Consider the following 26,462-nt stretch of genomic DNA (forward strand, 5'->3'; position numbering starts at 1 on the left):
ACGTTATTCGTAGCGTAGCGCCTCGATGGGGTCGAGTTTGGCGGCCTTGTTCGCGGGATGATACCCAAAGAACAGGCCAATGGCCAGGGAAAATACCAGCGAGACCACGATCCAGCCGAGCGGTGGGTACACCGGTGTGTTTAAGAGCATCGACCCAAGAACTCCAAAAATGGTGCCCAGTATCACGCCGATGACGCCGCCGATCAGGCCCACGATCATGGATTCCACCACAAATTGGATGCGGATGTCCCGCCGCGTGGCGCCGAGCGCTTTGCGGATGCCAATCTCCCGGGTGCGCTCCGTAACGGTCACGAGCATAATGTTCATCACCCCGATGCCGCCGACGAACAACGAGATGCCGCCGATGGCGGAGACCACCAAACTGATGGTGTCCAGCACGCTGGTGAGCTCGCCGAGTTGTTTACTAAAGTCCGTGACGGTGGTCTTGTAATCAGGATTGTCCTCGTACTCCTGGTCGAGGTATTTTTGCAGGCTGTTTTTGATCTGGTCGGTGTTGAGGTCTGCTGCGGGCCGCACGCCAATGGAGTCCCATGCGTCGATCACATCGTCGATCCGCTGTTCGGAAGGCCACGGGACGTACAGGTAGGGGGTGGGGTCGCTGCCCACGAGGAAACCGTTTTGGCTTTCCTTGTACACCCCCACCACGGTGAAGGAGGCGGTGTTGCCATTGCTGGCCGCGAAGTCAATTTCCGCGCCCAACGCGTCAGCAGTGTTGCCGGCAAACAATTTATCGAGCGTTTCCGGGGAGATCACGGCAAGTTGCCGATCTCCGGCGATGTCTTCCGCGGTAAACGTCCGGCCAGCCTGCAGTTCTACGCCTCTGAGCTCAAAGTAGTCTTCGTTCACGGCTGACAGCGTGGTGGTTGCTTTCTCCCCAGCGAATGTGACGTTGCCTTTGTGGGCGGAGGATTCGCCGATGGATATGCCTTCGATTTGGTCGCCGAACCGCCCCCGGAGGTCTTCCACCATGTCGGCGGTGATTTTTGAATCGTCGTCGACGGTTTCCAGGTAGCCGCCGCTGGATTCCTCGTCCTCGGTGGAGCGGGATTTCACGCTCACGGTGAAGTCGTTGATACCCACACGGGCGAGGTCTTGGGACGTCTGCTCCTGCAACGCTTTGCCCAACGTCAGGATGGTAATCACCGCGGCGATGCCGATGATCACGCCCAATAATGTCAGCAGGGATCGCAGCTTGTTGGCGCGCAACCCGGTTAGTGCGAGATGAACGGCTTCCGCGAAACTCATGATGCAACCTCCGCGTCGGCGAGCTGGCCGTCAGTCATGATGACGGTGCGGGAAGTCTCCGCCGCGAGTTCCGGGTTGTGGGTGATAAACACGATGGTTTTCTGCTGCTCTTGGTTCAGCTTGTGGAAGATGTCCATTACCAGCCGCCCAGTCGTGGAATCCAGGGCACCGGTCGGCTCGTCCGCGAGCAACAAACCAGGGTTGTTGGCCAAGGCCCGCGCGATAGCCACGCGTTGTTTCTGCCCACCGGACAATTCGTTTGGTTGGTGCTGCATCCGGTCTCCCATGCCGACCAGCTCGAGGAGTTCGGCGGCGCGTTCGGCGCGGGCGCGCGCGGACATCCCCGCGTACAGCATGGGCACCTCCACGTTGCGTTGCGCGCTGACCCGGCCGATGAGGTTGAAGTTTTGAAAAACAAAACCGATGTTTTGGCTGCGGTAGTGGGCGAGCTGGTCGTCGTTGGTGGCCAGCATGTCCACGCCGTCGAAAAGGTAGGTGCCTTCCGTAGGGCGGTCGAGTAGGCCGATGATGTTCATCAGGGTGGATTTGCCGGACCCGGAGGCGCCGACCACCGCAACGAACTCACCGTGGTCTACTTGGAAATCGAGGCCGGGGATGACGGTGAGCTCCGAGGGGGTGCCAACGTTGAATCGTTTGACCACGCCGCGCAGCTCAATCAACGGGGTGCTGGTGTCGCGCGTCATGGGCTTACTCGCTGTTGCCAGAGTTTTTGGTTGCCGCTTGCTCCAAGTCCACCGGCTGGCCGACCATGCTGCGGTACGTGTCCGGCTGGGTGATCACCACGTCCTTGGCTTTGAGGCTGCCGTTGTCAATTACGGCTTCCACGTCGTTGGAGGTTTTGATTTTTACTTCCCGCTCGGTGATTACGTGCCCGCCGCCGCTGTCCGCCGCCACCAGTACCGCCTTCTTGTTCTGATCGTTGGTGAAGATCGCGTCGCGGGGCACGGTAATAACGTTGGGGAGCTCGTCCGTAATGATCTGCACTTTCGCCGATCCTCCGATGAGCAATCCTTCCCGCTCACCTGTGACTTCGATCTGTACCGGGAACGACACTTTCTTACTCGCGCCTGCCGACGCCCCGCCTTCCGCACCCTGCTTATCCGCCTCCGTGGTGCCAACAGGCGAGACGCGAGTTACCTTGCCCTGGAATTGCTTCGACCCAGTAGCCACGGTGGTGAACTTCACCGGGGTGCCCACCTTGATCTTCGGGATGTCTACTTCCTTGATTTCCGATTCCACCAGCAGCGTGGAATCGTCGCCAACGGTAAGCAGGGCGCCGCTCGCGGGCTGGCCTTCTTGGGCCACCACCTTGGTGATCACCCCGCCGAACGGGGCGCGTACCTCCCCGGATGCGATATCAAGGCGCAGCTGGTGTTCGTTGATCTCCGTCACTCGGTGGCCTGCCTCCGCGGCGCGCACCGCCTGCTGTACCGCCTGCTCGTAGCTAAACAGTTGATTGTTGGACGAAAGCCGCGCCGACTCCAGTGCCGTCTCCGCTTCCTTCTTCCCGGCAAACGCGCTGGACACCGTGCGTTGCGCGGTAGCCAAATCCTGGTCGATTTTGGCCAAATTATCAATGTACGTTTGCTCCGCGTGCTGCAAGTTCTGGTTCGCGGCATTGAGCTGGTTCAATGCGTCCGCCCCGTTGACCACACCGTTGAGCGCAGCCGAACCCACCTGTGCGTCCCCGCTGCCGCCTGCGCCACCAGTATCACCAGCGCCGCCAGTACCGCCGCCGGGGGTTTGGGCCGTGCCCGCGGTATCCGCCACTGGGCTCGCACCGCCGGTGGTGGTGCTGGGGCTGCCGCTCAGTGTTTGGCCGAGGCTCAGGCCGGAGCGCACGGTGTTGAGGGCGGCGGTAAGGACTTGCGAACGCGCGTTCTCTACGGCATTGCCTTGGTCCCGGATCAATGGGTCGCGACCGGCATCCTTATCTGCCTGTTTATTCTCAAAGGTTTTTACCGCTTCGATGTATTGATCGTTGGCGGTACGGGCAGCCGCCGCAGCACTATTAATTTCCGGGTTGAGGCCTTTATCAAGCGCATCTTTGTATTGGTTGTACTGCGTTTGAGCTTGTTCAATCTGACTGAGGTTTCCAGCCTCGGTGCTCGCTTGCTCCGCGGTTTGACGCTCTAAATCTCGTTCAAGCGCAGAAACATCAATTTGGGCGATCAATTGTTGCTCATTCACGCGGTCGCCGACAGCCACATTCATCGCCTTGACGGGGCCAGTCAGTTGCGTGACTAACGTGGCGGTTTTGCCGGCGGCCACGGAACCCTGTACCGACACCTTGTTGGAGTATTTCTCGGCAGCGAGAACCTTGTAATCGTTGGCCGCGACGATCGTGGGGCTGCTGAACTGCCGGGTGAGAAACAGGACCAAGGCCAGCGCTAACGCGACGACAACTACGATCACTATTACGCGACTTCGTTTGCTTACCATGCCTCCCAGGCGGTGTCGAGGCTGGGTGGGGGCGGCTGTAGCGTCCGAAGTCATTGGTGATCCTTCCACGGCATTTCGGCGAACATTTGTTTGGAGTTTAGCAAGCGCACATTGTGCGGCAATATTGCCCATAGGTAGCCGTTATAGTTTGACTTCCAGCCTAGCCCGGTAGCTGCTGAAAACAATCAGGGTTTTCCCTGAGATAAACCCCGAAATTCGATGTCAGGGGCCCATACGAAACCCCTGGGTGCAAACGCAACCCAGGGGAAAGCACTCTCAGGAACAATGTCCGGCGACAGTGCACCGCGAGCGCTACATTAACGACCGGTAAATATCTACAGTTTGCTGCGCAATAGTCGCCCACGAGAAATCATCAATTGCACGCTTCCGGCCGGCCTCACCGAATGCCGCGGCGCGTTGACGGTCGGCGGTGAGGCCATTCACGGCGTCGGCAATGCCCTGTTCGAAGGCTCGCGGATCGGACTCATCGTAGTGCACCAGGGTGCCCGTGCGGCCGTCAACAACAACCTCCGGAATGCCACCCACATCCGAAGCCACCACCGCAGTGCCACACGCCATTGCCTCCAGGTTCACAATGCCTAGCGGCTCATAAATCGACGGGCACGCGAACACGTCGGCCGCAGTCAGAATCTCCTGCACCTTCTCCTTGGGCAGCATCTCTTGCACCCAATGCACGCCATCGTGGTGGGCCTGCAAATCCTCCACCAGCGCCTTCGTCTCCGCCGCGATCTCCGGGGTATCCGGGGCGCCCGCGCACAACACCAATTGCACCTCAGGGTGGAACAGCTTCGCAGCCTTGACTAAATGGCCCACACCCTTTTGGCGCGTGATACGGCCAACAAAGGCCACGATCGGGCGATCCGGGTCCACGCCGAGGGTTTGCAGGATGGAATCTGGCGCGGCGTCGAAAGTCGGGCGCGGCTGCCACACTTGTGTATCAATACCGTTGAGCACGACGTGCACCCTATCGGGGGACACGCCGGGGTACGCCTCTAACACCGCATCCCGCATGCGTGCCGACACCGCGATCACCGCGTCCGCATACTCCATAGCGTTGCGCTCCGACCAGCTGGAAACCTCATAACCACCGCCAAGCTGTTCGCGCTTCCACGGGCGGTGCGGTTCCAGGGAATGCGCCGTCACCACATGCGGAATCCCGTACAATCGGCCGGCCAAATGCCCACCAAGTCCCGAATACCAGGTGTGGGAATGCACCACATCAACATTATTCGCAGCGTTAGCCATGCGCAGACCCGTAGACAATGTCTGAATCGCACCATTCGCTTCCCGCAAGTCCGGATCCACGCCGTGCACAAACACGTTTGCCTCGTCGCGTGGGCCGCCCATGCAGTGGACATCAACCTCAACAAGCTCCCGCATATAGCGCGTCAGCTCAGTGACGTGGACGCCCGCACCGCCGTAAATCTCCGGCGGGTACTCTTTGGTCATCATTCCTACTCGCATAACCTCGAGCGTAGCCCTGCGAACGTGGGTTCTGCAGGAAAACTATTCCCGGGGGCTGTGGTGCAGAAGGTTCGGCGCGAGTCTGGCGGGGGAGTTTCGCTGACAGTGGCGTCACTGGTACGGCGCGGACAAGACCAGCGCCAGCGCGGTATATATCACAAGGGCTGGTAGTGACCTGCGGTTTTGTTCGATTTCGGGGTTGCCTCACTCACTTTCGCGGCAAGAATATGCCAAAGGTTATAGTTTGGAGGATGTGAGGAGCCAACCACATGTATTAGCAATTGTCCTTGCCGGTGGTGAGGGTAAGCGTTTGTTCCCGCTCACCGCGGACCGCGCAAAACCCGCCGTACCTTTTGGCGGCACCTACCGGCTCATTGATTTTGTACTGTCAAACCTGGTGAACGCAGGTTACATGCAAATTTGTGTGCTTACGCAGTACAAATCCCATTCACTTGACCGCCATATTTCGCAGTCTTGGCAGCTTTCCGGCCTCGCCGGCCAGTACATTACGCCGGTGCCTGCGCAACAGCGTTTGGGGAAGCGATGGTTCACCGGATCGGCTGACGCAATCTTGCAGTCGATGAACCTTATTTATGACGAAGACCCCGAATACGTCATTGTGTTCGGTGCCGACCACGTGTACCGCATGGACCCCAGCCAAATGGTTGAGGAACACATCGCCTCCGGCAAGTCCGTCTCCGTGGCGGGTATCCGAGTGCCACGCGCTGAGGCCACCGCGTTCGGTTGCATTCAGTCTGACGAGGATGGCAACATCACCGAGTTTTTGGAAAAGCCAGCCGATCCGCCTGGCACGCCCGACGACCCAGATGTTACCTACGCCTCCATGGGCAACTATGTGTTCACCACTTCGGCACTGATTGAAGCGCTCAAGCAGGACGCGGAGCGGGAAGATACCGAACACGACATGGGCGGCGACATCATCCCATACTTCGTGTCCAAGAACGAAGCCCACGTGTACGATTTCTCCAAGAATGCCGTGCCGGGCGAAACGGAACGCGATAAAGGCTATTGGCGTGACGTGGGTACCATCGACGCATTCTACGAGGCGCACATGGACCTGATCTCAGTGCACCCAGTGTTCAACTTGTATAACCGCAGGTGGCCGATCCACAACACGGACGACGGTAACTTGCCGCCCGCGAAGTTCGTGCAAGGTGGCATCGCGCAGTCTTCAATGGTGGCCTCAGGTTCCATTATTTCCGCCGGGACGGTGCGTAACTCGGTGTTGTCCAACAACGTCATCGTCGAGGAAGGTGCCACGGTTGAAGGATCCGTGCTCATGCCAGGCGTGCGCGTAGGTAAACGCGCCGTGGTTCGCCACGCCATTCTTGATAAGAACGTGGTGGTCAGCGAAGGCGAATTCATTGGCGTGGATCGGGAACGCGACGCGGCCCGATTCAAGATCAGCCCCGGTGGCGTGGTCTGCGTGGGCAAAAACGAAGTGGTGTAACACGCCCCTTTTAGCCACGAAGCCGCCACCAAGTACAGCGGGAACATGTGCAGTGTTCCCGCTGATTGTTATTGTGTGCGCCGCTTGGAAATGATGGTCATGCCGGCGCCCAAGGGGAGCCGGGTGACTACCGCACCTTCCACCTCGCGGAAATGCTCGTCGGCTTCCTTCGCGGCGAGGGTTTCGCGGTCGCGGCGGCTTTCGTCGCCGAGGGTGCCGTCAAGGAGCGCGTCGGCGAGAACCACGACGCCGCCTTCCTCCAGTAGCGGCCACGCAATGGTGAAAAAGGTGCGTAATTCCGTGGGGTGCACCTCGCCGTAGATGAAGTTGTAGGAGTCGGCGGCAAGGCGGTTCATCACTTCCAGCGGGCGGGAGGGAAGGAATCGCACCGCGCTGGGGCGGTAGCCGGCGTGACGGAACGTGGTGCGCGCCTGGGCCTGCAATTCCGTTTCTGGGTCGATGCAGGTCAGGTGGCCTTCCTCGCCGAGGCCCGCGAGGATGTGGAGACCGACGACCCCGGCTGCCGGAGTGACTACGATGGCGGAAGCGTTGTCCGGGGTGGCGGCGCCGGAGGCGAGCGTGCTGAGCAGAGATCCGGTCATGAGGTCCGGCACGGTGACACCGAACTCTTCCGCGTCGCGGCGGGCGGCGGCAAGTGCTGGGGATACTTCGATGGTTGAGTTGATGTAGGCGTTGAGGGTATCGAGAGCGGTGTCAGTCACAACGAACATTTTATGTCGTGCGCTTACGGTCCTGCATCCGTCTCGCCAGAAATGTTACAGATGGTGGCGCTGGGGCTGGCGTGATTGGCGCACAGTTGTGTCTCATGCACGTTATACAAATGACTCCAACATTTTAGGGTGGTCTTAGCTCGGTTTAGGCGGTACACTATAACGACAATGCAAAATCGAGACATGGTCACGCGCGCTCAAGAATCCCTTCCCGCAGACGATCCCGAATCGCTGACAGGAACCGCCGCCTTTGATGCAGGTCAGGGAGGTATGCCGTCGTGGTCCGAACTTGTCCAGGAGCACGCGGACAGCGTGTATCGGCTGGCATTCCGCCTCACCGGTAACCAGCACGACGCGGAGGATTTGACGCAGGAGACGTTCATGCGTGTGTTCCGCTCCTTGAAGAATTACAAGCCCGGCACCTTTGAGGGCTGGTTGCATCGCATTACCACGAATCTGTTTTTGGATATGGTGCGTCACCGCAGCAAGATCCATATGGAGGCGTTGCCCGAGGATTATGATCGTGTGCCGGGCAATGATATGACCCCGGAGCAGGCGTACCATTTCACGCACCTTGACCCAGCGTTGCAGCGGGCGTTGGATGATTTGAGCCCGGATTTCCGTGTGGCTGTGGTGTTGTGTGACGTTGTTGGTATGACGTACGACGAGATCGCGGAGACGCTTGGCGTGAAGATGGGCACGGTGCGTAGTCGCATTCACCGAGGTAGAAGCCAACTTCGGGCGAGCTTGGAAGCCAACCCGGATGCTGAGCAGTTTGTAGCAGCACGGTAGTTCGGTTTGAAGCGTATCCTCGTGGTTAAAGGAGGCGTGACGATGCGTAAACAACCCAAGCAATTTGCTTCTGTTGAGCACCTCAGCGCCGAGGCTGTCGCAGCGTTTGTTGACCACGAGTTGAGTCCGGGTGCGATGCATCGGGCGCGCGTGCATTTGGTGCATTGCGCGGAGTGCCGCGCGGAGGTTGCGCAGCAGCGGCGGGCTTCGGAGCGTTTGCGTACCTGCGCTGACAGCGAGGAAATTCGTGCGCCGCGGGATTTGATGGCGCGCCTTGCGGATTTAGCGTCCTCGTGTCCGCAGGGCCCGGGGGCGGAGGACAAGGTGAGCGCCAGCCCAGAGACGTTGATGGATCGCGTGGATTTGATCTATCGTGCTGCGGTTCGCCGGGGTAGGTTGCGGTAGGCTGGGGGAGTGTTTAGCAACGTTGGCTGGGGAGAGATTTTTTTCCTCGTTGTTATCGGTTTGATTGTTATCGGTCCGGAGCGTTTGCCGCGCGTGATTCAGGATGTGCGCGCGGCGTTGTTTGCTGCCCGCAACGCAATCGAAAACGCGAAACGGGATTTGAGCAACGAGCTGGGGCCGGAGTTTGATGAGTTAAGCAAACCGATTTCGGAGTTGGCGGCGCTTCAACGCATGGGCCCGAAGGCAGCGCTGACAAAAACACTGTTGGATGGGGATTCCAGCGTGTTGGAGGCGTTTGATCCGAAGAACATGGTTAACCCAGACGACGTGCGTATCGACGCCGCGCCTTCAAAGCCTCCCTCAAAGCCTGCGGCTTCGCCGGACTTGCCGAAGCGGCCCGATGGTCAAGCCGGCGGCGGTTTCTCTTGGGCGGATGTGACGTAGCGGACGGTTTAACGGTAGCCTTTGCGGAGATCGTCGACGATGCGGGGGTGTTCTAGAGTGGATGGTTCCATGACGCGGGGGCGGTTGTCTTTGCCGAAGACCGTCGCGGCATCAAGTACTTGTTGGTCGAGATAGCGTAGCGCGGGGGCGTCTGGGCGCAGGGTGGCTTGGTCAGCGCACAGGACGAAACCCCAATCGCCGAACGTGGGTACGTGCGTGTGGTAGGGGATTGTGTGTTCGCATCCAGCGTCGGTGACGGTGGCGTTGACGCGCCAGAACACTTCCGGGGTGGAGTACGCACTAGACGCTTGGACCACCATCCGGCCACCTGGGTTTAAGGTGCGCAATGCCATACCGTAAAACTCGGTGGAATACAGGCGGGCAAGCGTGGCGGAATCCGGATCCGGTAGATCGATGATCACGGTGTCGTAGCCGCGGTGCCCACCGGCGCGCAGCCAGGTAAACGCGTCGTCGATAAGGACGGTGACGCGGGGATCGTCGAGGGCGCCTTGGTTGTCTGCGCGCAACTGATGGCGGGCGATTTCAATCACGGCGGGGTCGAGCTCCACTTGGGTAATCGAGAGTCCCGGGTAGCGCAACAGGTCGCGGGCGGCCAAACCGTCGCCGCCGCCGATAATGAGTGCACGTGTAGCACCGGCGGGCACGGCGGGGTGCACCAAGGATTCCGTGTAGCGGTGCTCGTCCCGGCTGGAATACTGCAACCCACCGTTGAGGAACAGACGGCGATCGTCGCCCTGTTTGGTAATCACAATATCTTGGTAATCGGACTGTTGCGCGTAGATAACCGGGTCGCTGTACAGCGCCTGGCGGGCGGTGACTATGATGCCTTCGCTGCGGACCAGCAGCGTAATCAACGCCACCGCTGCGAACACCAGTGCTAAGCTTTGGGTCCAGAACGCACGTACGCTCATCAAGCTGCGCAGCAGCACCACCGCAATAAACAACGCTGCCGCAATATTGAGCAGCCCCGCCGCCAGCGTTCCCCGCACTAATCCCAAGGTCGGCAGGAGCAGAAACGGCCACGCCAAGCCGCCGACAAGGGCCCCGAAATAATCCGCAGCGTTCAGGGTGGCCACCTGCTCGCCAGCATCCCGCGCGGTGGCGGTGCGGCCCTGTTGGATGAGCGTCATGAGGAGGGGAACCTCGGCGCCCACGAGGATGCCACTGAGTGCGGTAGCCAGCACCAACACCGCCACGGACTGGCCAATTTGCGCGAAGAAAATATACAGCAGGAGTGCAGAAGTGCCGCCGACGAGGCCCAAGATGGTTTCCACCGCAAGGAAGGTTTGCGCGGGCCAACGCAACAGCGGTTGCACGCAAAACGCGCCCAAGCCGAGGGCCGCCACATAGCCGGCCACAATGAGGGAGGTTTCCACTACGCCGCCGCCGTTGAGGCTGGTGGCCAGCGTGAGCAATGCCAGCTCGTACACCAGCCCCGAGGCGGCGCACACCGCAACGGAAATGAGTAACAGTGCGCGCCACCGGCGGGAGGCGGTTACGTCAGGCATGCGGCATTAATCGCGCCTATGACAATAATGGTGGTGGCGGCAACCACAACTCCGGAACGGAGCTTCGGATCCCCAATAACGTCGCGGAACCGGCCGGGCACGAGAACCTCCACGAGGGCCAGCGCGAGCGTTTGCAACAGCAAGCCGATGCCGGCGAAGACGGCTACATCCACAAGCCCGTAGAGCAAATCCGCTTGGGAATGCAGCACCGCCGAGACGATCACAATGGCGAGGGCGATCTGCTGCGCCCCTGCGATCAGGGCGGCATTGGGGCTATGTTCGATAAATACGAGGCGCCGTAGCTTGCCGGGGGTAATCAGGTCCAACACCACGAACCCGATCACCAGCATCAGTGAGGAAAGGGCGAAATACGCGAGCGTTCCGAAGATTTCGTACAGCATTTCTGGATCAACTTTCGTTATTTCACACCGCCGGAAGAACCCGACGATCCGTTCGAAGAATTCGAGGGTGCTGAGGGGGAGAACCCAGGACCGAGGAACACATAGTGCCCAGTGTTATACCTGCTTAGATCCTCCCGCTGCACGGTGCAATCGTTGTTGCCTTTCGGCGTCACCGTGATGATTTCGCGGGGATAGCGCAGATACACCACGTTGGTGGCTGGATCGGTCGCCTGCGATTGCGGGGTGGAGCGGTTTACTAAGCGTTGCACGGTGGCGGCGGGGCCGCCCTCGCAGCGTTTGGCTTTATCGTCAATCAATGGGCGCGAATCGAGCGCAGCGGCTGCGAAAACGAAAAGCACCAAGGCTATGAGAAAACAGACTACGGAGATACTTCCCCAGATTCGGCGGTTCATAACGCGTACCTACTCTGTGTTGTGACGATTGTGTGTTCCTCTGGGTAACAATGCAACGTATGCCACTCCCACGCGGCGTTTCCGTCATCCCACCAGCCGGTCACGCCCGTGAGGTGGTGCGGGCCCAACCCCGGAAACCGCGCCACTAACCAAGACTGGTCCAACACCTCGACGCGTTGAGCGAGCTCATCCGGCGTGCAGCGCACGACCTGGTGGGCGAAAGCATAGCGTTCGTGGTGTAGCGCCGAGGGGAGTGGGCCGGGGACATTACAAGACATTTCTTCACGAAACACCGGCGTGTCCAATGCGCCTGCCGGGTACACGCTGGCCACATGGGAGGCGCCGATAATGCCAAGGTGCAGCGCCCCCCGAGGGCCGCGCAGGGTGGTGTGGGCGAGAACGTCGGGCAGCGGGCCGTCGATACGCAGCCCGAGGGCGTGCGCGGAGACGTCCGCCGGCTGACAGTCAAGCTGAACAATCATGAATTCGTTGGCGCCGGGTACACGGTCAACTCGTGCTGCCCAATAGTTTCGCCGGTGGACACTTCCCACCCAGCATTGTCGTAGTTTTCCATGGACAGCAGCAGCGAGCCGGATTCGAAATCCCGGAACTGTACGCTGCCGGAAGGCGCAACACCTGTCGTGCCTTCCGAATGGTAGACCGCATCGCCGGATTCCTTATGCCGGTAAGTGGTGTCTTCCACGGTCACACTATCGCCGGCGGACAAACCGTAGAGGTCCTTACGGCTGCGCCACCAAGTGAGGATCAGCAAACCCTCATCGACCTCGACGCCCAGCCACTCGCCGTTATCGAACAAATGCGACCACCACACGTATGGCCCCTGCCGGTAGGTAATGGAACCGCGCACAATGTAGTCCATCCCGTTGCGGGTGATTACCGCGCCTGGCCCCAGAATTTGGGGCCCGAAGTTCCCCGCACCTGAGGTAGTTGCGAGCGGATCTTCACGATTTGGCATGGCGAAACCGGACGCTTGGCTTGACCGCGGCGCCTTGATCGCCTTGATTGCGGCGAACACACCAAACACGGCGAAGACCAGCGCGATTGTGGCAGCGATGATAAACAATGAACTCACAGTGAATTACTCCTTAACGGCCGACCGCAATTTTACCTTATGGAAGCTCGTCGGAGTTGAGCTCAAGCAGCACAAGAGCAGCCGATGCGCCGCGTCGGGCAGGCGGGCCCGTGCACGCTAGCGCTGCACACCCAAGTTGAGTGATTTGCCCACTAGTGATTCGGTGCGAATTGCCAGCGCATCCGCGATTGCGTTGAGTGCTTGGCCGGTCGGGGAGTCCGGTGCAGCGATGGCGATGGGGGTGCCGTCATCTCCGGCTTCGCGCAGTTTCGGGTCGAGCGGGACGTGGCCGAGCAGCGGCACCTTGGTGCCTGTGATGGTGCTGAGTCGGTTGGCCACAATGTCGCCGCCGCCGGAGCCGAACACGTCCATCAGCGAACCGTCGGGAAGCACCATCGCGGACATATTTTCGATGACCCCGGCGATGCGTTGGTGGGTTTGCAAGCTGATCGAACCGGCACGTTCGGCAACCTCCGCCGCGGCGGCCTGCGGGGTGGTAACGATCAGCAGCTCCGCGCCGGGCACGAGTTGCGCGACGGAAATAGCGATATCGCCGGTGCCAGGGGGGAGGTCCATAAACAGCACGTCCAGATCGCCCCAAAACACTTCGGAAAGGAATTGTTGGATTGCACGGTGCAGCATCGGCCCGCGCCACACTACGGGGGCGTTGCCTTCCGTAAACTGTGCGATCGAAATCATTTTCACGCCGTGGGCGGCGGGCGGCATGATCATGTCCTCGACGCGGGAGGGGCGGGCGTCGGAACCCATCATGTGGGGGATGGAGTGGCCGTAAATGTCGGCGTCTACGATGCCCACCTTCAACCCGCGGGCCGCGAGCGCCGCGGCAAGGTTCACCGTCATCGAGGACTTGCCGACGCCCCCTTTGCCGCTGGCCACCGCAAACACGCGCGTGGTGGACTCCGGTTGCGCAAACGGAATGACCGGGTCGGCGTAGCCACGCAAAGAATCGCGCAGCTCGCGGCGCTGCTCGTCGCTCATCACGTCGGTGGTGACGGTGACTTCCCCCACGCCCTCAAGCTCCGCGACGGCCGCCTGCGTGTTGGAAACCAGGGTGTTCTTCATTGGGCACGCCGCAATGGTGAGGTAAATTTCAACGGCTACGTTTGCGCCGTCGATGGCGATGGATTTCACCATCCCCAGCTCGGTGATCGGACGGCCAATTTCGGGGTCCTCTACGCGGGACAGCGCGCCGCGGACAGCGGATTCGGTGAGAGTAGACATCACCATCCGAGTCTAGCGCTCCTGTGCGATATCGCCTTGGGTGGGTTCCGTCAGCTCGGTCGTTTGATCCGACTCGCGGTGCTCGCGGGCGATACGGGCGGCGGATTCATCATCCAACTTCGCCTCGATACGGTCCAGCAGGGTGCGTAAATCCTCCAGCTCGTGGCGCAAATAATCCCGGGTGACAGTTTCTCCCACCGCGATGCGCACGCCCGCCAGCTCGCGGGCCAAAAACTCCGTATCGGCCTTGGTTTGTTCCGCGCGGCGGCGATCCTCGTTGAGCATCACGCGGTCCCGATCCTCTTGCCGGTTTTGCGCCAGCAGGATCAGCGGAGCCGCGTACGCCGCTTGTGTGGAAAACGCCAGATTGAGCAGGATAAATGGGTACGGGTCCCAATTCCACCAAAACCCACCAATGTTCAGCGCCACCCAGATGAGCACAAACACCGTCTGCCAGAACAAATACTCACCGGTGCCGAAAAACCGGGCTACCTTTTCGGCGAAGGCACCGACGGTATCGCCGTCCAACCGGAAGAATCCCCGCCGTGGCCCAATCAGCGGGGTGTCCAAATCACTACGCGAATATTCAGCCACTGCGTAATCCTCCTTACCGTGCTTCGACGTGCGATTGATCCGGGCGCAGGCCCGTCTCCCGCCAGTTTTCAGGCAGCATATGGTCCAGCAAATCATCCACTGCGACGGCGCCCAGCAAATGATTATCATCGTCCAATACTGGGCCGCACACCAAGTTATAGGTGGCAAAGTACCGCGCGGCGGTTTCCTGACTATCGTCCGCGTACAACGGCGGCAAATCCGGATCCAAAATCCCACCGATGAGCGAACTCGGCGGCTCCCGCAAGAGTTTTTGCAGGTGCACGCAGCCCAGGTAGGTGCCGGTCGGGGTGGCCGTGGGCGGGCGCACAATGAACACCAGCGATGAAAGCGACGTTGGCAACTCGGGATTCCGCGCCATGGCCAACGCTTCCGCTACCGTCGTTTGCGGCGTGAGAATGAGCGGCTCCGGCGTCATCAACGCGCCCACCGTATCCGGGGAGAACACCATGAGGCGGCGCACGGGAGCAGATTCTTCTGGGTCCATGAGCTCCAGCAGCACGTCGGCCTTCTCGTCTGGCAGTTCGCCCAGCAGGTCGGCGGCGTCGTCCGGGTCCATTTCCTCGAGCACATCGGCTGCGCGTTCGATATTCAGCGCTTCGATCACTTCGGTCTGATGGTCCTCCGGTAGCTCTTGGAGGATGTCGGCGAGGCGCTCATCATCGAGCTCTTCGGCCACCTCGCGGCGCTGCTTGGAAGACAGGTTGTGCATCAAACTGGCGATGTCCGCGGGGCGCATGTCCTCAAATTGGGCGATGAGCTCCGCGGTGGCGTTGCTTTGGCCCACACCGGCGGCGGTGATGCCGTGCACGTGAGACCACGGCACTACGTGCAAATCGCCGCGCCTGCCAAACGTATGTTTCTCCCCGAAGACGGCCACGCGGGTGATTACCCAATCCCGGGTGCGGGTGCGCTCAAGCTCCACGTCCGCGATTTCTACGGCTCGACCATGCAGATGATCCGCGTGAGGGTCATCAGTGTGCACGCGCGCGCCGATCAGGTCGCTCATGATGGTGAGCTCACCGACGCGCCGCTGGAAGGGGCGGATATTTACCTGCCCGGACGAGAGCGTGATTTCCTGCGGTTCGATCGCTGATACGCGCAGCATTGGCACGAATATTCGGCGCTTGTTTACCATTTCCACGACGATGCCGATCGCACGAGACGGCTGCCCGGACGGGCGGATAATAACAACGACGTCGCGCACACGGCCGATCGATTCCGTGTCCGGCCCGCGTACCACCATGCCGGCCAGGCGTCCTGCATACACTCGTGTCACTGGGCTCATGATTGCTAAGTCTAATCACCTGTGGACATTTGCCCTGTATTTTGGGAACTATCCGCAGCTCAGAATCGTTGAATACAGTGAACTATCGTTTCTATATTTGAAGGAGAGTCACGCACCATGACTACCCCGGGCAGGGGCGTCCAACGTTCGTCGCGGCCGCTTCCGGAAGGCTGGCCGGTGGGCAGTTTCGCCACCTACGACCAAGCGCAAGCGGCGGTGGATATGCTGAGCGATACCGGCGACTTTCCCGTCAACGAACTCACCATAGTCGGCGTAGACCTCATGGAGGTAGAACAGGTGGTCGGCAGGTTGACGTGGGGGAGGGTGCTGCTCAACGGGGCCGCATCCGGCGCCTGGCTTGGCTTGTTCTTCGGGCTGCTCATGGGCATTTTCAGTAGTAACTGGCTGGCCCCACTCGTCCTCGGTGTGGCGATGGGCATAGTGTTCGGTGTTGTATCGAACGCTGTGCCGTACGCGGCCTCGCAAGGCAAGCGCGATTTCGCCACCACCACGCACATTGTGGCCGGCCGCTACGACGTGCTGTGCAGCCCCCAGCACGCCCGCCGTGCCCGCGACGCAATCGCTACAGCCAATGGTTCTTTCGGAGCGCCCACCACATAGCAAGCACGGACACCACCATCACGCCCAGCACCACAAAATAGCCGTAGCGCATCTGCAATTCGGGCATATATGCGAAGTTCATGCCGTAGATGCCGGCGATCATGGTGGGGACGGCAGCCATGCCCACCAACGCCGAAATTTTGCGCATGTCGCTGTTCTGCTGCAACGTAATCTTCGCGACGCCCGCGTCAATCAGCGCCGAGAGCCGTTCATCGTAGCCAGCAACGCGGTCCGCGGCGATAATCTCATGATCCAACACGTCTCGGAAGTACGATCGAATGGGCTTTGGTAGCAAATCCTTGTGATTCTGGATCAATGCTTGCAGGGCGCCCGCTAACGGGTCGATGGAATGCCGCATCTCTAGGATCTCCCGCTTGAGCATGTAAATCTGCTCAATATCGAACCGAGAATTCGGGGTGAAAACCTCGTTTTCCAGTTCGTCTACATCCGCGTTGAGTTCGCTGGCAATGCTCAAATATTCATCCACCAAAATATCCGCAATTCGCCACGCCACCGCGCTCGGGCCGAGGGCGCACTGCTCCGGATCCTGCTCAATGCGCCGCCGCAACCCCGCAATACGCGTGTGCTGCCCATGGCGGATCGTAATAATAAACTCTTTGGCAAAGATCATCTGCACCTCACCGGTGGAAATAATCTCATTGGCGTCTGAAACATGATCGTGTTCCTGGTACCGCACGGAACGCACGACGAAGAACACCTGGTCGTCGTAACGCTCCACCTTGGGGCGCTGATGCGCGGCAACCGCGTCCTCCACAATCAACTCGTGCAACCCGAACGCCGCAGCCACATCCTGCATGTGGTCCTTGGTCGGCTCCAACATTCCTAGCCACACAAACCCCTCCCCGCGGCGGCGGACCTCGGCTAATGCTTCCCCATACGTAGCAAACTCCTGCTCCAAGCGCTGCCCTTGCACATACACGCGGCACCGCTCAATCACGTTGTCAATCGAGGTGCTGCCGGCAGCAGCAACCCGGGCCGAACCGTTGCGCGATGCGCGCCGAGGAGTCGCCATGTGCGAAAACCTTTCCCAAAGGGGGACAAAACCAGATACAGTCTACGTGCCCCGCGTAGAGTGGTATGTGCTATCTGCCCGAAATCCGATTCACAAACTCACCACCGGGGTTGTTCCATGCACCGTCGTTTCGTTCCGGCCGCCGTGGCCATCGTTGGTCTCAGCGTCGGAGTTTCCGCATGCGCGGAAGAACCACAACACACCCAGCGCGAATCCGACTACAAGCCCATCGAAATCGCCGTAGTGGACCACTCTTCCGAACAACTTATCCTTGGGGAGTTGTACCAGCGGGCTTTTAAACGAGAAAAGCGAGACGCCTTCCTCCGGCTTTCTGCCAGCGAAACGGACATCCGCAAAATCGAACGGGTGCGCAACCGCAACGCGGACCTTGTGATCGGGTGCACCGGCGAACTTTTGTATGAACTGAATCCGAAGTTGGCGGAAAGCCTGTCCAAAGAATACGAAAAGGACCGCGCCGACGGAAAAGTTGACGCCAACAACGGCGAATGGCGCGACAAGGTGTACACGGCCATGGTCGGCTCGCTGCCCGGAAAACTCACCGCATCCGACCCGTCCAACGCCACTGGGTGCGCCAACTACGACGGGCCGGAACTGCCGCAAAACATCGTGCCGGTGTTCCGCAAACAAGTGCTCAACCGGGACGATCGGCTGGTACTCAACTACATCAGCGGCACCATCACCACCGGTGACATGCGTGAACTCGCCAAAAAGGCGGAGGAAGAAAACTCCGTTTCCGCTGTCGTCGACCCATACCTCGATCAAGCTGGACTGTAGCGCCCCAAGCCTTCCACCGGCACAACAAAGCGCCACGCCGCTCGCGATTGAAGGTGTGTGAACCTTCAGGCGGAGCGGACGTGGCGCTGGGGCAGGGCCGCCGGCCGCGCGCGCGACGTCGTTAGTCGGCGAACGCGGCGTTGATCAGCTGCTCCTGCTCAAAGTGGTGCACCTTGACCATACCCGTGGAGGTGGAGGACTGGGCGCGGCGGGAAACGCGCTTCATGGGCAGCATGCCGGGGATCAACTCCGGCAGGTGCAGGCCAAGGAACGGCCACGGACCCTGGTTGGCGGGCTCATCTTGGCAGAAGCGAATCTCTTCGGCGTTGGGGTAGCAGTCGAACGCATCCTTGAGCCGGTTGAAGGGGATCGGGTGCAGCATTTCAATGCGCACGATGGCAACGTCGTCGCGCTTGTCCTTGGCGCGGCGCTTCTCCAGCTCGTAGTAGAGCTTGCCGGAGACCAACAGAATCTTCTTCACCTTGTTGACGTCGCCGATGATGTTGCCATCGCGATCCACCAAGCGTGGGTCGTTGATCACCGAACGGAACTTCTTCACCTCGGTGAAGTCCTCCACCGGGGACGCCGCAGCCTTGAGGCGCAGCATGGACTTCGGGGTGAAAATCACCAGCGGGCGCTTCAGCTCGGACAGGGCGTGGCGGCGCAAGAGGTGGAAATGGTTGGCGGGGGTGGACGGTTGGGCCACCGTCATGGACCCCTCGGCGCACAGCTGCAAGTAGCGTTCGATGCGGGCGGAAGAGTGGTCCGGACCCATGCCCTCATAGCCGTGCGGCAGCAGCAGGATCACGCTGGACTTTTGGCCCCACTTGGCCTCACCGGAGGAGACGTATTCGTCGATAATGGTTTGCGCGCCGTTGGCGAAGTCACCGAACTGTGCCTCCCAGGCGACGACAGCGTCGGGGTTCCCCACGGAGTAGCCGTACTCGAAGCCCATGCCGGCGTATTCCGTCAACGCGGAGTTGTACACCAGGAACTTGCCAGCGCCCTTGGAGCGGGCCAACTCGTCGATCGGGTTGTACTCCGCTGCGGTGTGCGGGTCGTACATGACGGCGTGGCGCTGGGTGAAGGTACCACGGCGGGAATCCTCACCGGCGAGGCGGACGAGTTTGCCAGCGTTTGCCAAGGTGCCGAAGGCGAGCAGCTCGCCCCAACCCCAGTCAATGCCGCCCTCAACCACGGATTCGGCGCGCTTGTTGGCCACCGGGGCGACACGCGGGTGCATCTCGAAGCCATCGGGCAGGGATACGTACGCCTTGCCAATCTCCAGCAGCTCCTCCTTGGTCACGGACGTGTCCAAGCCATGCGGGAGCTTCTGCGACATGGTGATGCCCACCTGCGCCTCGGCAACCTGCTTTTCCGCGAGGCGAACTTCGTTGAACACGGACTCCATCTGGTCGTGGAAGTCGCGGGCGACGGCCTCGGCGTCAGCCTTGGACAGGTCCCCGCGGCCCAGCAAATCATCCGTGTATTGCGCACGCACACCGGCTTTTTGTTCGATGATGTGGTACATCTTCGGCTGGGTCATGGAGGGGTCGTCAGCTTCGTTGTGGCCGCGGCGGCGATAGCACACAAGGTCGATGAAGACGTCCTTGCCGAAGCGGCGGCGATACTCGGTGGCCAACTGGCCGACCCAGACGACAGCCTCGGGGTCATCACCGTTGACATGGAACACCGGGCAACCAAACGCCTTTGCTAGGTCAGTTGCGTAGTGGCTGGAGCGCCCCGAATCCGGCGTGGTGGTGAAACCGATCTGGTTGTTCACCACGATGTGGATGGTGCCGCCCACGGCGTAGCCCCGCAGCTGCGCCAAGTTGATGGTTTCGGGCACGATGCCCAAGCCAGCGAATGCGGCGTCACCGTGCAGCAGCAGCGGCACGACGGTGTAGCCGTCGGGTCCCTTGTCCAGAATGTCCTGCTTGGCGCGGGCGATGCCCTCCATGACGGGGTTGACGGCCTCGAGGTGCGACGGGTTGGCGGTCAGGGTGACCTTAATTTCGCCGTCGCCGAACATTTGGATGTGGCGACCCTCCGCGCCGAGGTGGTACTTCACGTCGCCGGAGCCGCCGGCCTGCGCGGGGTCCATGTTGCCTTCAAACTCGTTGAAGATGGTGTGCAGCGGCTTCCCAACGATATTCGCAAGCACATTCAAACGGCCGCGGTGCGGCATGCCGATAACAACCTCATCGAGCCCCTGGCCAGCGGCAGTGTCGATGGTGGCGTCCATGAGCGGAATCAGCGACTCCGCGCCTTCCAGGGAGAACCGCTTTTGACCGACGTACTTCGTTTGTAGGAAGTTCTCAAACGCTTCGGCGGCGTTGAGCTTTTGCAGGATGTACTTCTGCTCGGCGGGGGTGGGCTTGGCCATGCCCGCCTCGAGGCGGTCCTGCAGCCAGGTGCGTTCGTCGCGGTCCAGGATGTGGGTGTATTCGGAGCCGACCTTGAGGGTGTAGGCGCGGCGCAGCGTGGACAGCACTTCGCGCAGCGTCATGGTTTCCCGCCCAGCGAAGCCACCGACGTGGAACGTACGGTCGAGGTCCCACAGGGTGAGGCCGTGCGTGGTGATGTCCAGGTCGCGGTGGTCCGGCACCGGCATCCCCGGCTGGTGCCAGTGCAGCGGGTTGATGTCCGCGATAAGGTGGCCGCGGGAGCGGTACGCCTCAATCAACTGCATCACACGAGTGTTCTTATCGACGCCCGTGTTGGGTAGATCTTGCGCCCACCGCATCGGGGTGTACGGCACGTTCATCGAATCGAAAATATCGTCCCAGAACGCGTCATCCACCAGCAGTTGGCTCATCGTGCGCAGGAACTCGCCCGACTCCGCGCCCTGGATAATGCGGTGATCATAGGTGGAGGTAATTGTGACCAGCTTGCCGACGCCCAGCTCCGCCATGCGGTCCTCCGACGCACCGGCGAACTCAGCCGGATAATCCATCGAACCCACGCCGATAATCGCACCCTGGCCCTTGGTCAGTCGCGGCACGGAGTGGCGGGTCCCGATGCCACCCGGGTTGGTCAGGGAAATGGTTACCCCGGTGAAATCTTTGCCGGTGAGCTTGCCGTTGCGGCCGCGCTTGACCACATCCTCGTAAGCATCCACAAAAGCCGGGAAGGACAAGGTTTCGCACTCGCGGATAGCAGCGACCACGAGGGCGCGGGAGCCATCCTTCTGGGTCATATCAATGGCCAAACCCAGGTTAATGTGCTCCGGAACCACCAACGTGGGCTTGCCATCGATCACAGCGTAGGAATTATTCATCGCAGGGTGCGCCATCACGGCCTTGACCAGCGCATAGCCCAGGATGTGGGTAAAGGAAATCTTGCCGCCGCGGCCGCGCGCCAACTGATCATTAATCATGGCGCGGTTTTCGAACATCAAGCGGGCTGGCATATCACGCACGGAAGTAGCGGTAGGCACCTCCAGCGAAATCTCCATGTTTTTAGCAATCGCCTTGCCCATGCCCTTCAACGGGGTTTCGCTGGCGTTGGGCAGGGAACTGATCTTGCTAAGCGGCGACGCTGCGATCTTCTTCGCCTCCTGCGCCGCGCGAATCTCGTCCGGCTGATGCATCTCGGGGAGATTTTTCGCCGCCGGGTTCGGGGGCGACGTCGGCACAGTGGTCTTTACAACAGGCTTGGTGGGAGCCTTCTCGGAAGTCTTCGCCGTATCCTTTTGGGGGGTAGCCGCGGGGGTGGCGGAGGGTGCGCCCTGGGACTCAAAAAGTTCACGCCATTCCTTGTCCACCGAATTCGGGTCCTTTTGGAATTGCTGGAACATTTCGTCAACCAGCCACTGATTCTGGCCGAAATTACTAGCGCTGCTCACGGCAGGTGCTCGCCTCATTTCCTTGTGTTATCGCTTACGTCAGTGTTCTCACTGTAAGTATTCACTACAGGCTAACGTGTTGTTACCCCGCTTGTCGCATTGTTGGCTCACAAAGTCGTGGGAATTTTTTCTGGCTACTCATGGGCGCGCCACATGGCTGCATACGAACCCTCGTTCGCAAGCAATTCCGCATGGGTACCATCTTCGATAATATACCCACGTTGCAGGACTAAAATGCGGTCCGCTTGCGCCGCGGTAGCCAATCTATGCGCCACCACAACCGCCGTTCGCGGGGTGGTGACCCTCCGCGCCGCCGCCAACACCGTGCGCTCCGTCGCGGGGTCCAACGTGGCGGTTGCCTCGTCCAGCAGTAACAAGTGCGGTTGCACCAATTCTGCCCGCGCCAAGGCGACAAGTTGTCGCTGGCCGGCGGACAATCCGCGCCCATGTTCACCGATTCGATGTTGGAAATTTTCTTCGATTGCGGCGATGGTTTCGAGGGCGCCGACGCGGCGCGCGGCGTCGATAATCGCACCCGGATCCGCGTCCGGGCGGCCGTACGCAATATTTTCGGCGATGGTACCCGCAAAAAGGTGTGGTTCCTGAGGCACAATGCCCAAGCCACTACGCCACAGGGGTAGCGGCAGCTCCCGCAAATCCGCCCCGGACACGCGCACGTGCCCGCGCGTGGGGTCATAGAAGCGAGCCAAAAGTTTCAGCACGGTCGTTTTTCCGGCTCCCGTATGGCCCACCAGCGCCACCGTCGAACCCGGCGCAATGGTGAGGTCCAAGTCGTGCAGCACGGAATCAGCGTCCGCCGCGCCGTAGTTGAAGGCGACGTGGTCGAGCTCAATCGGCCCGCGCACGTGGGCGGCCATGGCGGTTTCGGCGGTCGTGCCGAGCTCGTTGTCACTTCCGGCATGTGTCGAACGGACTTGCGGTTGTTCGGAGAGGAGGTCGCCGATGCGCCGCAGCCCAACCTTCGCCTGCTGGTAGGAATCAAAGATCTGGGAAAGCTCCTGGATTGGCTCAAACAGCAGGCTCAAATACAACACGAAGGCGATGAGCACGCCGGGGGAGAGCTCTCCACCGAGTACTAGTGAAGCGCCCACGCCAATGACGGCGGCACGGCTGAGCTGGCCGATCGCCTGGGCGCCGGGGAAGTAGATCGCCACCGCGGTTTGGGAGCGGTTCCGCGTCTCCCGATATCGCGCGCAACTTTGTTTGAATTGCTCCAAGATCGTGAGTTCTGCGCTATGCATTTGGATGGTGCGCAGCCCGGAGATCGCCTCATGGAACTCTGCGTTGACGGTGCTGAGCTCCTCCCGCGCCTGGGTATACAACGGCGTGGTGTAGCGCCGAAACACCCACGTGGCAACTACTACCACCGGGATGGCGGATAGCGCCACAGCCGCCAGGGTCGGCGAGGTGACCAACAGCATGATGGCCACTCCGGCGAGCGTCGCACTGGCAACAATGGCCTGCGCTAACGCCGTTTGTAGAAAATGGCTGAGGGTATCAATGTCGGTGGTCATCCGGGTGAGAATGCTCCCAGTGCGGGAGCGCTCGAAAAAGGCGAGATCAAGCCCCAGCATGTGCCGGTAGGACGTGACGCGCAGGGCATACAACAAGCGTTCGCCCACTCGGGCGGCATATTGGATGCGCACCACCCCGATGAGCCAAGTGGCGCACACAAGTGCGGCCCCGCCGACGGCCACCAGCTGCAAGGCTTGGGCGTCGCCCGCACGGATTCCCTGGTCCACGGCGTAGCGCACCAGGGTGGGAAACGTGAGGTCCGCGCCCACACCGGCGAGCAGCAGTGCAACCATGCCGACGATGCCCACCTTGACCTGGCGTAGCATCGGCCCCACAGCGAAGGGGGTGGGAATTTGCACAGGTGGCGGAGGCGGACCAGCTGGCGCGGGGGCCGGCGGCAGGGATGCGTCAAGTTCCGCGGTGGCGATAGCAACCTTAGCGCGGGCCGTATCCAAACCCATCGCCGCCCGAAATTCGGGCAACTCCCACGCATCCGCTTGGTCCGCCATGGCGGTGACCCGCCCGGTGTCGATGACCACGACCTGGTCCGCCAGGCGCACCATCGACGGCTTGTGGGTAATCGCAAACATGGTCATGTTGGCGAACTCACTTTTGAGCTCATCGAAGATTCGCGCCTCGGTGCTGGCGTCGATGGCGGAGGTGGCGTCGTCCAGAATCAGGATGCGGGGCGCACGCAGCAACGCCCGCGCCAAGGCCAAGCGTTGTCGCTGCCCGCCGGATAAGGTAACGCCGCGCTGCCCAACTTTGGCGTCCAAACCGCCGGGTAGGGAGGCGACAACATCGGCGACTTGGGCGACGCGCAGCACCCGCCACATTTCCTCATCGGTGAAGTCCTGGCCAAAGCCAAGGTTTTCTCGCACAGACCCTTCAAACAAAAACACTTCGTCGAAGACCACGGCCAGCGCGTTCCGTACTTGGGTGCGATCCAGTTCCGGCAGCGGGATGCCATTGATACGCACCTCGCCGGCGTCGGGATCGTAACAGCGCGCGGCCATGTGCACCGCCATGGTTTTCCCGCCGGCCGGCGGTCCCACCGCCACGACCGTGTCGCCGGGCGCAACGGTGAGGTCCAGCCCGGCTAAGGCGGAGGAAAACTCCACGCCGTGGAAGCTGATACTCAGGGGGCCGTCCGGCACATTGCGGGAGCCTTCCGGCAAATCGTGCGTGAGCTCGGTGATTTCCGCCACGCGGTGCACCGAAGCCATGCCGCTGTGGAATCGCACCGTGATATTGCCCAGCATGCGCACCACACCGGTGAGCCGGGAGACGTACATGGAAAACGCCACGAATGTGCCGATGGAAACCAAGCCGTGGGCGGCCATCCACCCGCCAGCAACGATGGTGCATACGAGTGCTGCCTGTGGGAGTTGCTCCAGCAGTGGTTGGAAGCGGGCGGTGACGCGCGCGGCGAGGAGACGTGCGTGGTACAGGCGTATTGCGCCGCGCTCTACGGTTTCCGCTTCCTGCGGCTCTTGGGCGAATCCTTGTACGACCGGAATGCCTACGACAGTTTGTTCGATATGGGTGGTGAGGTTCGCGGCTTCCTGCTGAGCCGCATTCGTCGCCTGCATCACGGGACGTTTGGAACGCCGCGCCAACCACGCGATGAGTGGCAGCCACACCAAACTGGCCAACGCCAGCGGCCAGGACAGCGCGAGCATCATGCCAACCATGACCACCAACTGCAGCAGGTTTCCCACCATGAGCGGTAACATGGCGATAAGTCCCTGGATGGATTGCGCGTCCGAAATGGATCGGCTCACCACTTCGCCGGTGCGGATGCGGTCTTGGGTGGGGCCATCTACACCGAGCAGCGTGGAGAGGAGCCGCACCCGCAAGGCGTAGTGAACGTCGAACGATAATCTTCCGGCGGTGTACCGGCGCAAAAATTGGAATCCCCAGCGTGCCAGCGCCACCACTACGAGGATGGCCGTGGCGCTGCCCACCGGCCCAAGTTGCGGGAAGAGTTGCGGGGCGTGGCGGCCAACGGCGACGTCGACAATGCTGCCGGTGAGCAACGGTATGAAGAGTTCGGCAATGGTGACGCCGACGGTAGCCACCATCGCCCACACGCCCATGCGCCAGTGTGGCGCGAGGATTGCCCAAAATTGACGCATGCGTGGGAAGCGAACTGAGCTAGCGTGGTGCTTGCTGCTCAGCGGCCTGTAGCTCGGCGAGCTCCGGGGTGGTCACAGCCTTCGGTGCGGGGCTGTCGAAGCGCGCGGGCAGCGGCCCCAAGGACTCCGCCGTATTCGTAATCACTTTCGAGGCGATCTTGCGATTGGCCCACGTGCCCAAGGCGGCGCCAATGCCAAAGGGCATGATCTTGCCAATCCACATGCCGCGGAATTTCTTACTCACCTGTTTGAGGGCAACACTGAGCAACCGATTGTTCACGTCTTTCAGCTGTGGGGTGCCATACCGGGTGAGCATGGAGGCCACGGATGCGCCGCTCTTGTGGGAGAGGTCGCCGATCGCGGCGTCAACAAGCATGGTGCCGGTCGCGCCGGTAGCCACCACCAAAATCAGCGTCCGACGTCGCTCGGGGTTTCTAATGTCGATGCCTCGCAGGTAGGCGGAAGCCATGGTGTACACGGCGGCGGCGTCCGTAAACACGAGCGATTCCACGCCAATTGCAGCGGCGCCTGCGACGAAACCGATGCCGGGGATTGCGGAAGCGGCACCCACGCTCGCCCCAGTGCCAGTAGCCACGTACTTGAAATGCTTGTCCAGCATCTTCTGAATTTCCGCAGGTGAGGCGTCTGGGTTGCGGTTGCGTAGCCAGTGCACATAATTTTCAATCGCTCCGGATTGCAGGTTGACGGCCTTATCAATTGCCTTGAGCAGCATGCGGCCGGTCACCCCGGCGCGTTCTTCAAGCGCTTGCGGGTTCGAATGCACGGCGTCTGTAACAGGTAGGTGCTGCGAATTGTTCGGGTGGGTCACTCAAGCTCCTTGTAGTACACGCAAACGG

At 60.9% G+C, this 26,462-nt stretch carries 23 protein-coding genes; 6 read left to right on the forward strand and 17 right to left on the reverse strand.

What is annotated here, in order from left to right; all coding sequences use genetic code 11:
* Positions 1-3: 3 nt before the first annotated feature.
* The 4 genes from Q4D83_RS04360 to glgA all read right to left on the reverse strand — a co-directional run bounded on the left by Q4D83_RS04360 (position 4) and on the right by glgA (position 5,214).
* Positions 4-1,266 carry an ABC transporter permease gene (locus tag Q4D83_RS04360; protein WP_303173301.1) on the reverse strand — a complete coding sequence of 421 codons (1,263 nt, stop codon included), beginning with the start codon at positions 1,264-1,266 and terminating at the stop codon, positions 4-6.
* Entirely contained in the window at positions 1,263-1,970 is a 708-nt protein-coding gene (locus Q4D83_RS04365; protein WP_303173303.1) for an ABC transporter ATP-binding protein, read from the reverse strand. The genes Q4D83_RS04360 and Q4D83_RS04365 overlap by 4 nt, the downstream gene beginning before the upstream one ends.
* A 4-nt stretch (positions 1,971-1,974) precedes the next feature.
* A complete protein-coding gene (locus Q4D83_RS04370; protein ID WP_303173305.1) occupies positions 1,975-3,783 on the reverse strand; it encodes an efflux RND transporter periplasmic adaptor subunit in 1,809 nt (602 codons plus the stop codon).
* A 258-nt stretch (positions 3,784-4,041) separates the two neighbouring features.
* Complete coding sequence (gene glgA / locus Q4D83_RS04375) at positions 4,042-5,214, reverse strand: glycogen synthase (RefSeq protein WP_303173307.1); 1,173 nt, start codon at positions 5,212-5,214, stop codon at positions 4,042-4,044.
* Positions 5,215-5,467: 253 nt separating this feature from the next.
* Between glgA and glgC the strand changes: the two genes are divergently transcribed.
* The gene (glgC, locus tag Q4D83_RS04380) at positions 5,468-6,685 is read left to right on the forward strand and encodes a glucose-1-phosphate adenylyltransferase (RefSeq protein WP_303173308.1); all 1,218 of its coding nucleotides are present in this window, start codon (positions 5,468-5,470) and stop codon (positions 6,683-6,685) included.
* A 68-nt stretch (positions 6,686-6,753) separates the two neighbouring features.
* On the opposite strand, the gene Q4D83_RS04385 is transcribed toward glgC, so the two are convergent.
* Entirely contained in the window at positions 6,754-7,416 is a 663-nt protein-coding gene (locus Q4D83_RS04385) for an O-methyltransferase (protein ID WP_303173310.1), read from the reverse strand.
* Between the two features lie 183 nt (positions 7,417-7,599).
* Between Q4D83_RS04385 and sigE the strand changes: the two genes are divergently transcribed.
* The 3 genes from sigE to tatB are packed head-to-tail and all read left to right on the forward strand — an operon-like array spanning position 7,600 to position 9,057.
* Positions 7,600-8,208 (forward strand): RNA polymerase sigma factor SigE, encoded by a 609-nt coding sequence (gene sigE, locus Q4D83_RS04390; protein WP_303173598.1) that lies wholly within the window; start codon positions 7,600-7,602, stop codon positions 8,206-8,208.
* A gap of 42 nt (positions 8,209-8,250) precedes the next feature.
* Entirely contained in the window at positions 8,251-8,613 is a 363-nt protein-coding gene (locus tag Q4D83_RS04395) for an anti-sigma factor (RefSeq protein ID WP_303173312.1), read from the forward strand.
* 9 nt (positions 8,614-8,622) lie between these two features.
* On the forward strand, positions 8,623-9,057 hold the full coding sequence (gene tatB / locus Q4D83_RS04400) for a Sec-independent protein translocase protein TatB (protein WP_368502177.1): 435 nt from the start codon (positions 8,623-8,625) through the stop codon (positions 9,055-9,057).
* An 8-nt stretch (positions 9,058-9,065) separates the two neighbouring features.
* Here the strand turns inward: tatB and Q4D83_RS04405 are convergent, their stop codons facing one another.
* The 8 genes from Q4D83_RS04405 to Q4D83_RS04440 all read right to left on the reverse strand — a co-directional run bounded on the left by Q4D83_RS04405 (position 9,066) and on the right by Q4D83_RS04440 (position 15,635).
* Positions 9,066-10,586 (reverse strand): polyamine aminopropyltransferase, encoded by a 1,521-nt coding sequence (locus tag Q4D83_RS04405; protein ID WP_303173313.1) that lies wholly within the window; start codon positions 10,584-10,586, stop codon positions 9,066-9,068.
* On the reverse strand, positions 10,574-10,987 hold the full coding sequence (locus tag Q4D83_RS04410) for a DUF350 domain-containing protein (protein ID WP_303173314.1): 414 nt from the start codon (positions 10,985-10,987) through the stop codon (positions 10,574-10,576). The genes Q4D83_RS04405 and Q4D83_RS04410 overlap by 13 nt, the downstream gene beginning before the upstream one ends.
* Positions 10,988-11,004: 17 nt before the next feature.
* Positions 11,005-11,400 carry a DUF4247 domain-containing protein gene (locus tag Q4D83_RS04415; RefSeq protein WP_303173315.1) on the reverse strand — a complete coding sequence of 132 codons (396 nt, stop codon included), beginning with the start codon at positions 11,398-11,400 and terminating at the stop codon, positions 11,005-11,007.
* Positions 11,397-11,882 (reverse strand): DUF2617 family protein, encoded by a 486-nt coding sequence (locus tag Q4D83_RS04420; RefSeq protein ID WP_303173316.1) that lies wholly within the window; start codon positions 11,880-11,882, stop codon positions 11,397-11,399. Before Q4D83_RS04420 ends, Q4D83_RS04415 begins: the two co-directional genes overlap by 4 nt.
* On the reverse strand, positions 11,879-12,493 hold the full coding sequence (locus Q4D83_RS04425; protein ID WP_303173317.1) for a DUF4178 domain-containing protein: 615 nt from the start codon (positions 12,491-12,493) through the stop codon (positions 11,879-11,881). Before Q4D83_RS04425 ends, Q4D83_RS04420 begins: the two co-directional genes overlap by 4 nt.
* A gap of 117 nt (positions 12,494-12,610) precedes the next feature.
* Positions 12,611-13,735, reverse strand: a complete 1,125-nt coding sequence (locus Q4D83_RS04430) for an Mrp/NBP35 family ATP-binding protein (RefSeq protein WP_303173319.1) — start codon at positions 13,733-13,735, stop codon at positions 12,611-12,613.
* 12 nt (positions 13,736-13,747) lie between these two features.
* Positions 13,748-14,329: a DUF1003 domain-containing protein gene (locus Q4D83_RS04435; protein WP_303173321.1), complete on the reverse strand. Its 582-nt coding sequence runs from the start codon at positions 14,327-14,329 to the stop codon at positions 13,748-13,750.
* A gap of 13 nt (positions 14,330-14,342) precedes the next feature.
* Positions 14,343-15,635: a CBS domain-containing protein gene (locus tag Q4D83_RS04440; RefSeq protein WP_303173323.1), complete on the reverse strand. Its 1,293-nt coding sequence runs from the start codon at positions 15,633-15,635 to the stop codon at positions 14,343-14,345.
* Between the two features lie 117 nt (positions 15,636-15,752).
* Here Q4D83_RS04440 and Q4D83_RS04445 point away from each other — a divergent pair, with 117 nt between their 5' ends.
* Positions 15,753-16,256, forward strand: a complete 504-nt coding sequence (locus Q4D83_RS04445) for a general stress protein (protein WP_303173324.1) — start codon at positions 15,753-15,755, stop codon at positions 16,254-16,256.
* On the opposite strand, the gene corA is transcribed toward Q4D83_RS04445, so the two are convergent.
* A complete protein-coding gene (corA, locus tag Q4D83_RS04450; RefSeq protein ID WP_303173326.1) occupies positions 16,219-17,289 on the reverse strand; it encodes a magnesium/cobalt transporter CorA in 1,071 nt (356 codons plus the stop codon). The two genes, Q4D83_RS04445 and corA, sit on opposite strands and share 38 nt — an antisense overlap.
* A gap of 117 nt (positions 17,290-17,406) precedes the next feature.
* Between corA and Q4D83_RS04455 the strand changes: the two genes are divergently transcribed.
* Positions 17,407-18,084 carry a hypothetical protein gene (locus Q4D83_RS04455; RefSeq protein ID WP_303173328.1) on the forward strand — a complete coding sequence of 226 codons (678 nt, stop codon included), beginning with the start codon at positions 17,407-17,409 and terminating at the stop codon, positions 18,082-18,084.
* Positions 18,085-18,205: 121 nt separating this feature from the next.
* On the opposite strand, the gene Q4D83_RS04460 is transcribed toward Q4D83_RS04455, so the two are convergent.
* The 3 genes from Q4D83_RS04460 to Q4D83_RS04470 all read right to left on the reverse strand — a co-directional run bounded on the left by Q4D83_RS04460 (position 18,206) and on the right by Q4D83_RS04470 (position 26,434).
* A complete protein-coding gene (locus Q4D83_RS04460) occupies positions 18,206-21,931 on the reverse strand; it encodes a multifunctional oxoglutarate decarboxylase/oxoglutarate dehydrogenase thiamine pyrophosphate-binding subunit/dihydrolipoyllysine-residue succinyltransferase subunit (RefSeq protein WP_303173599.1) in 3,726 nt (1,241 codons plus the stop codon).
* A 134-nt stretch (positions 21,932-22,065) separates the two neighbouring features.
* The gene (locus Q4D83_RS04465) at positions 22,066-25,605 is read right to left on the reverse strand and encodes an ABC transporter ATP-binding protein (protein WP_303173329.1); all 3,540 of its coding nucleotides are present in this window, start codon (positions 25,603-25,605) and stop codon (positions 22,066-22,068) included.
* A 19-nt stretch (positions 25,606-25,624) separates the two neighbouring features.
* Positions 25,625-26,434, reverse strand: a complete 810-nt coding sequence (locus tag Q4D83_RS04470; protein ID WP_303173331.1) for a hypothetical protein — start codon at positions 26,432-26,434, stop codon at positions 25,625-25,627.
* Positions 26,435-26,462 lie beyond the last annotated feature (28 nt).

Origin of the sequence: Corynebacterium sp. (genome assembly GCF_030532715.1) — a bacterium.
GTDB lineage: Bacteria > Actinomycetota > Actinomycetes > Mycobacteriales > Mycobacteriaceae > Corynebacterium.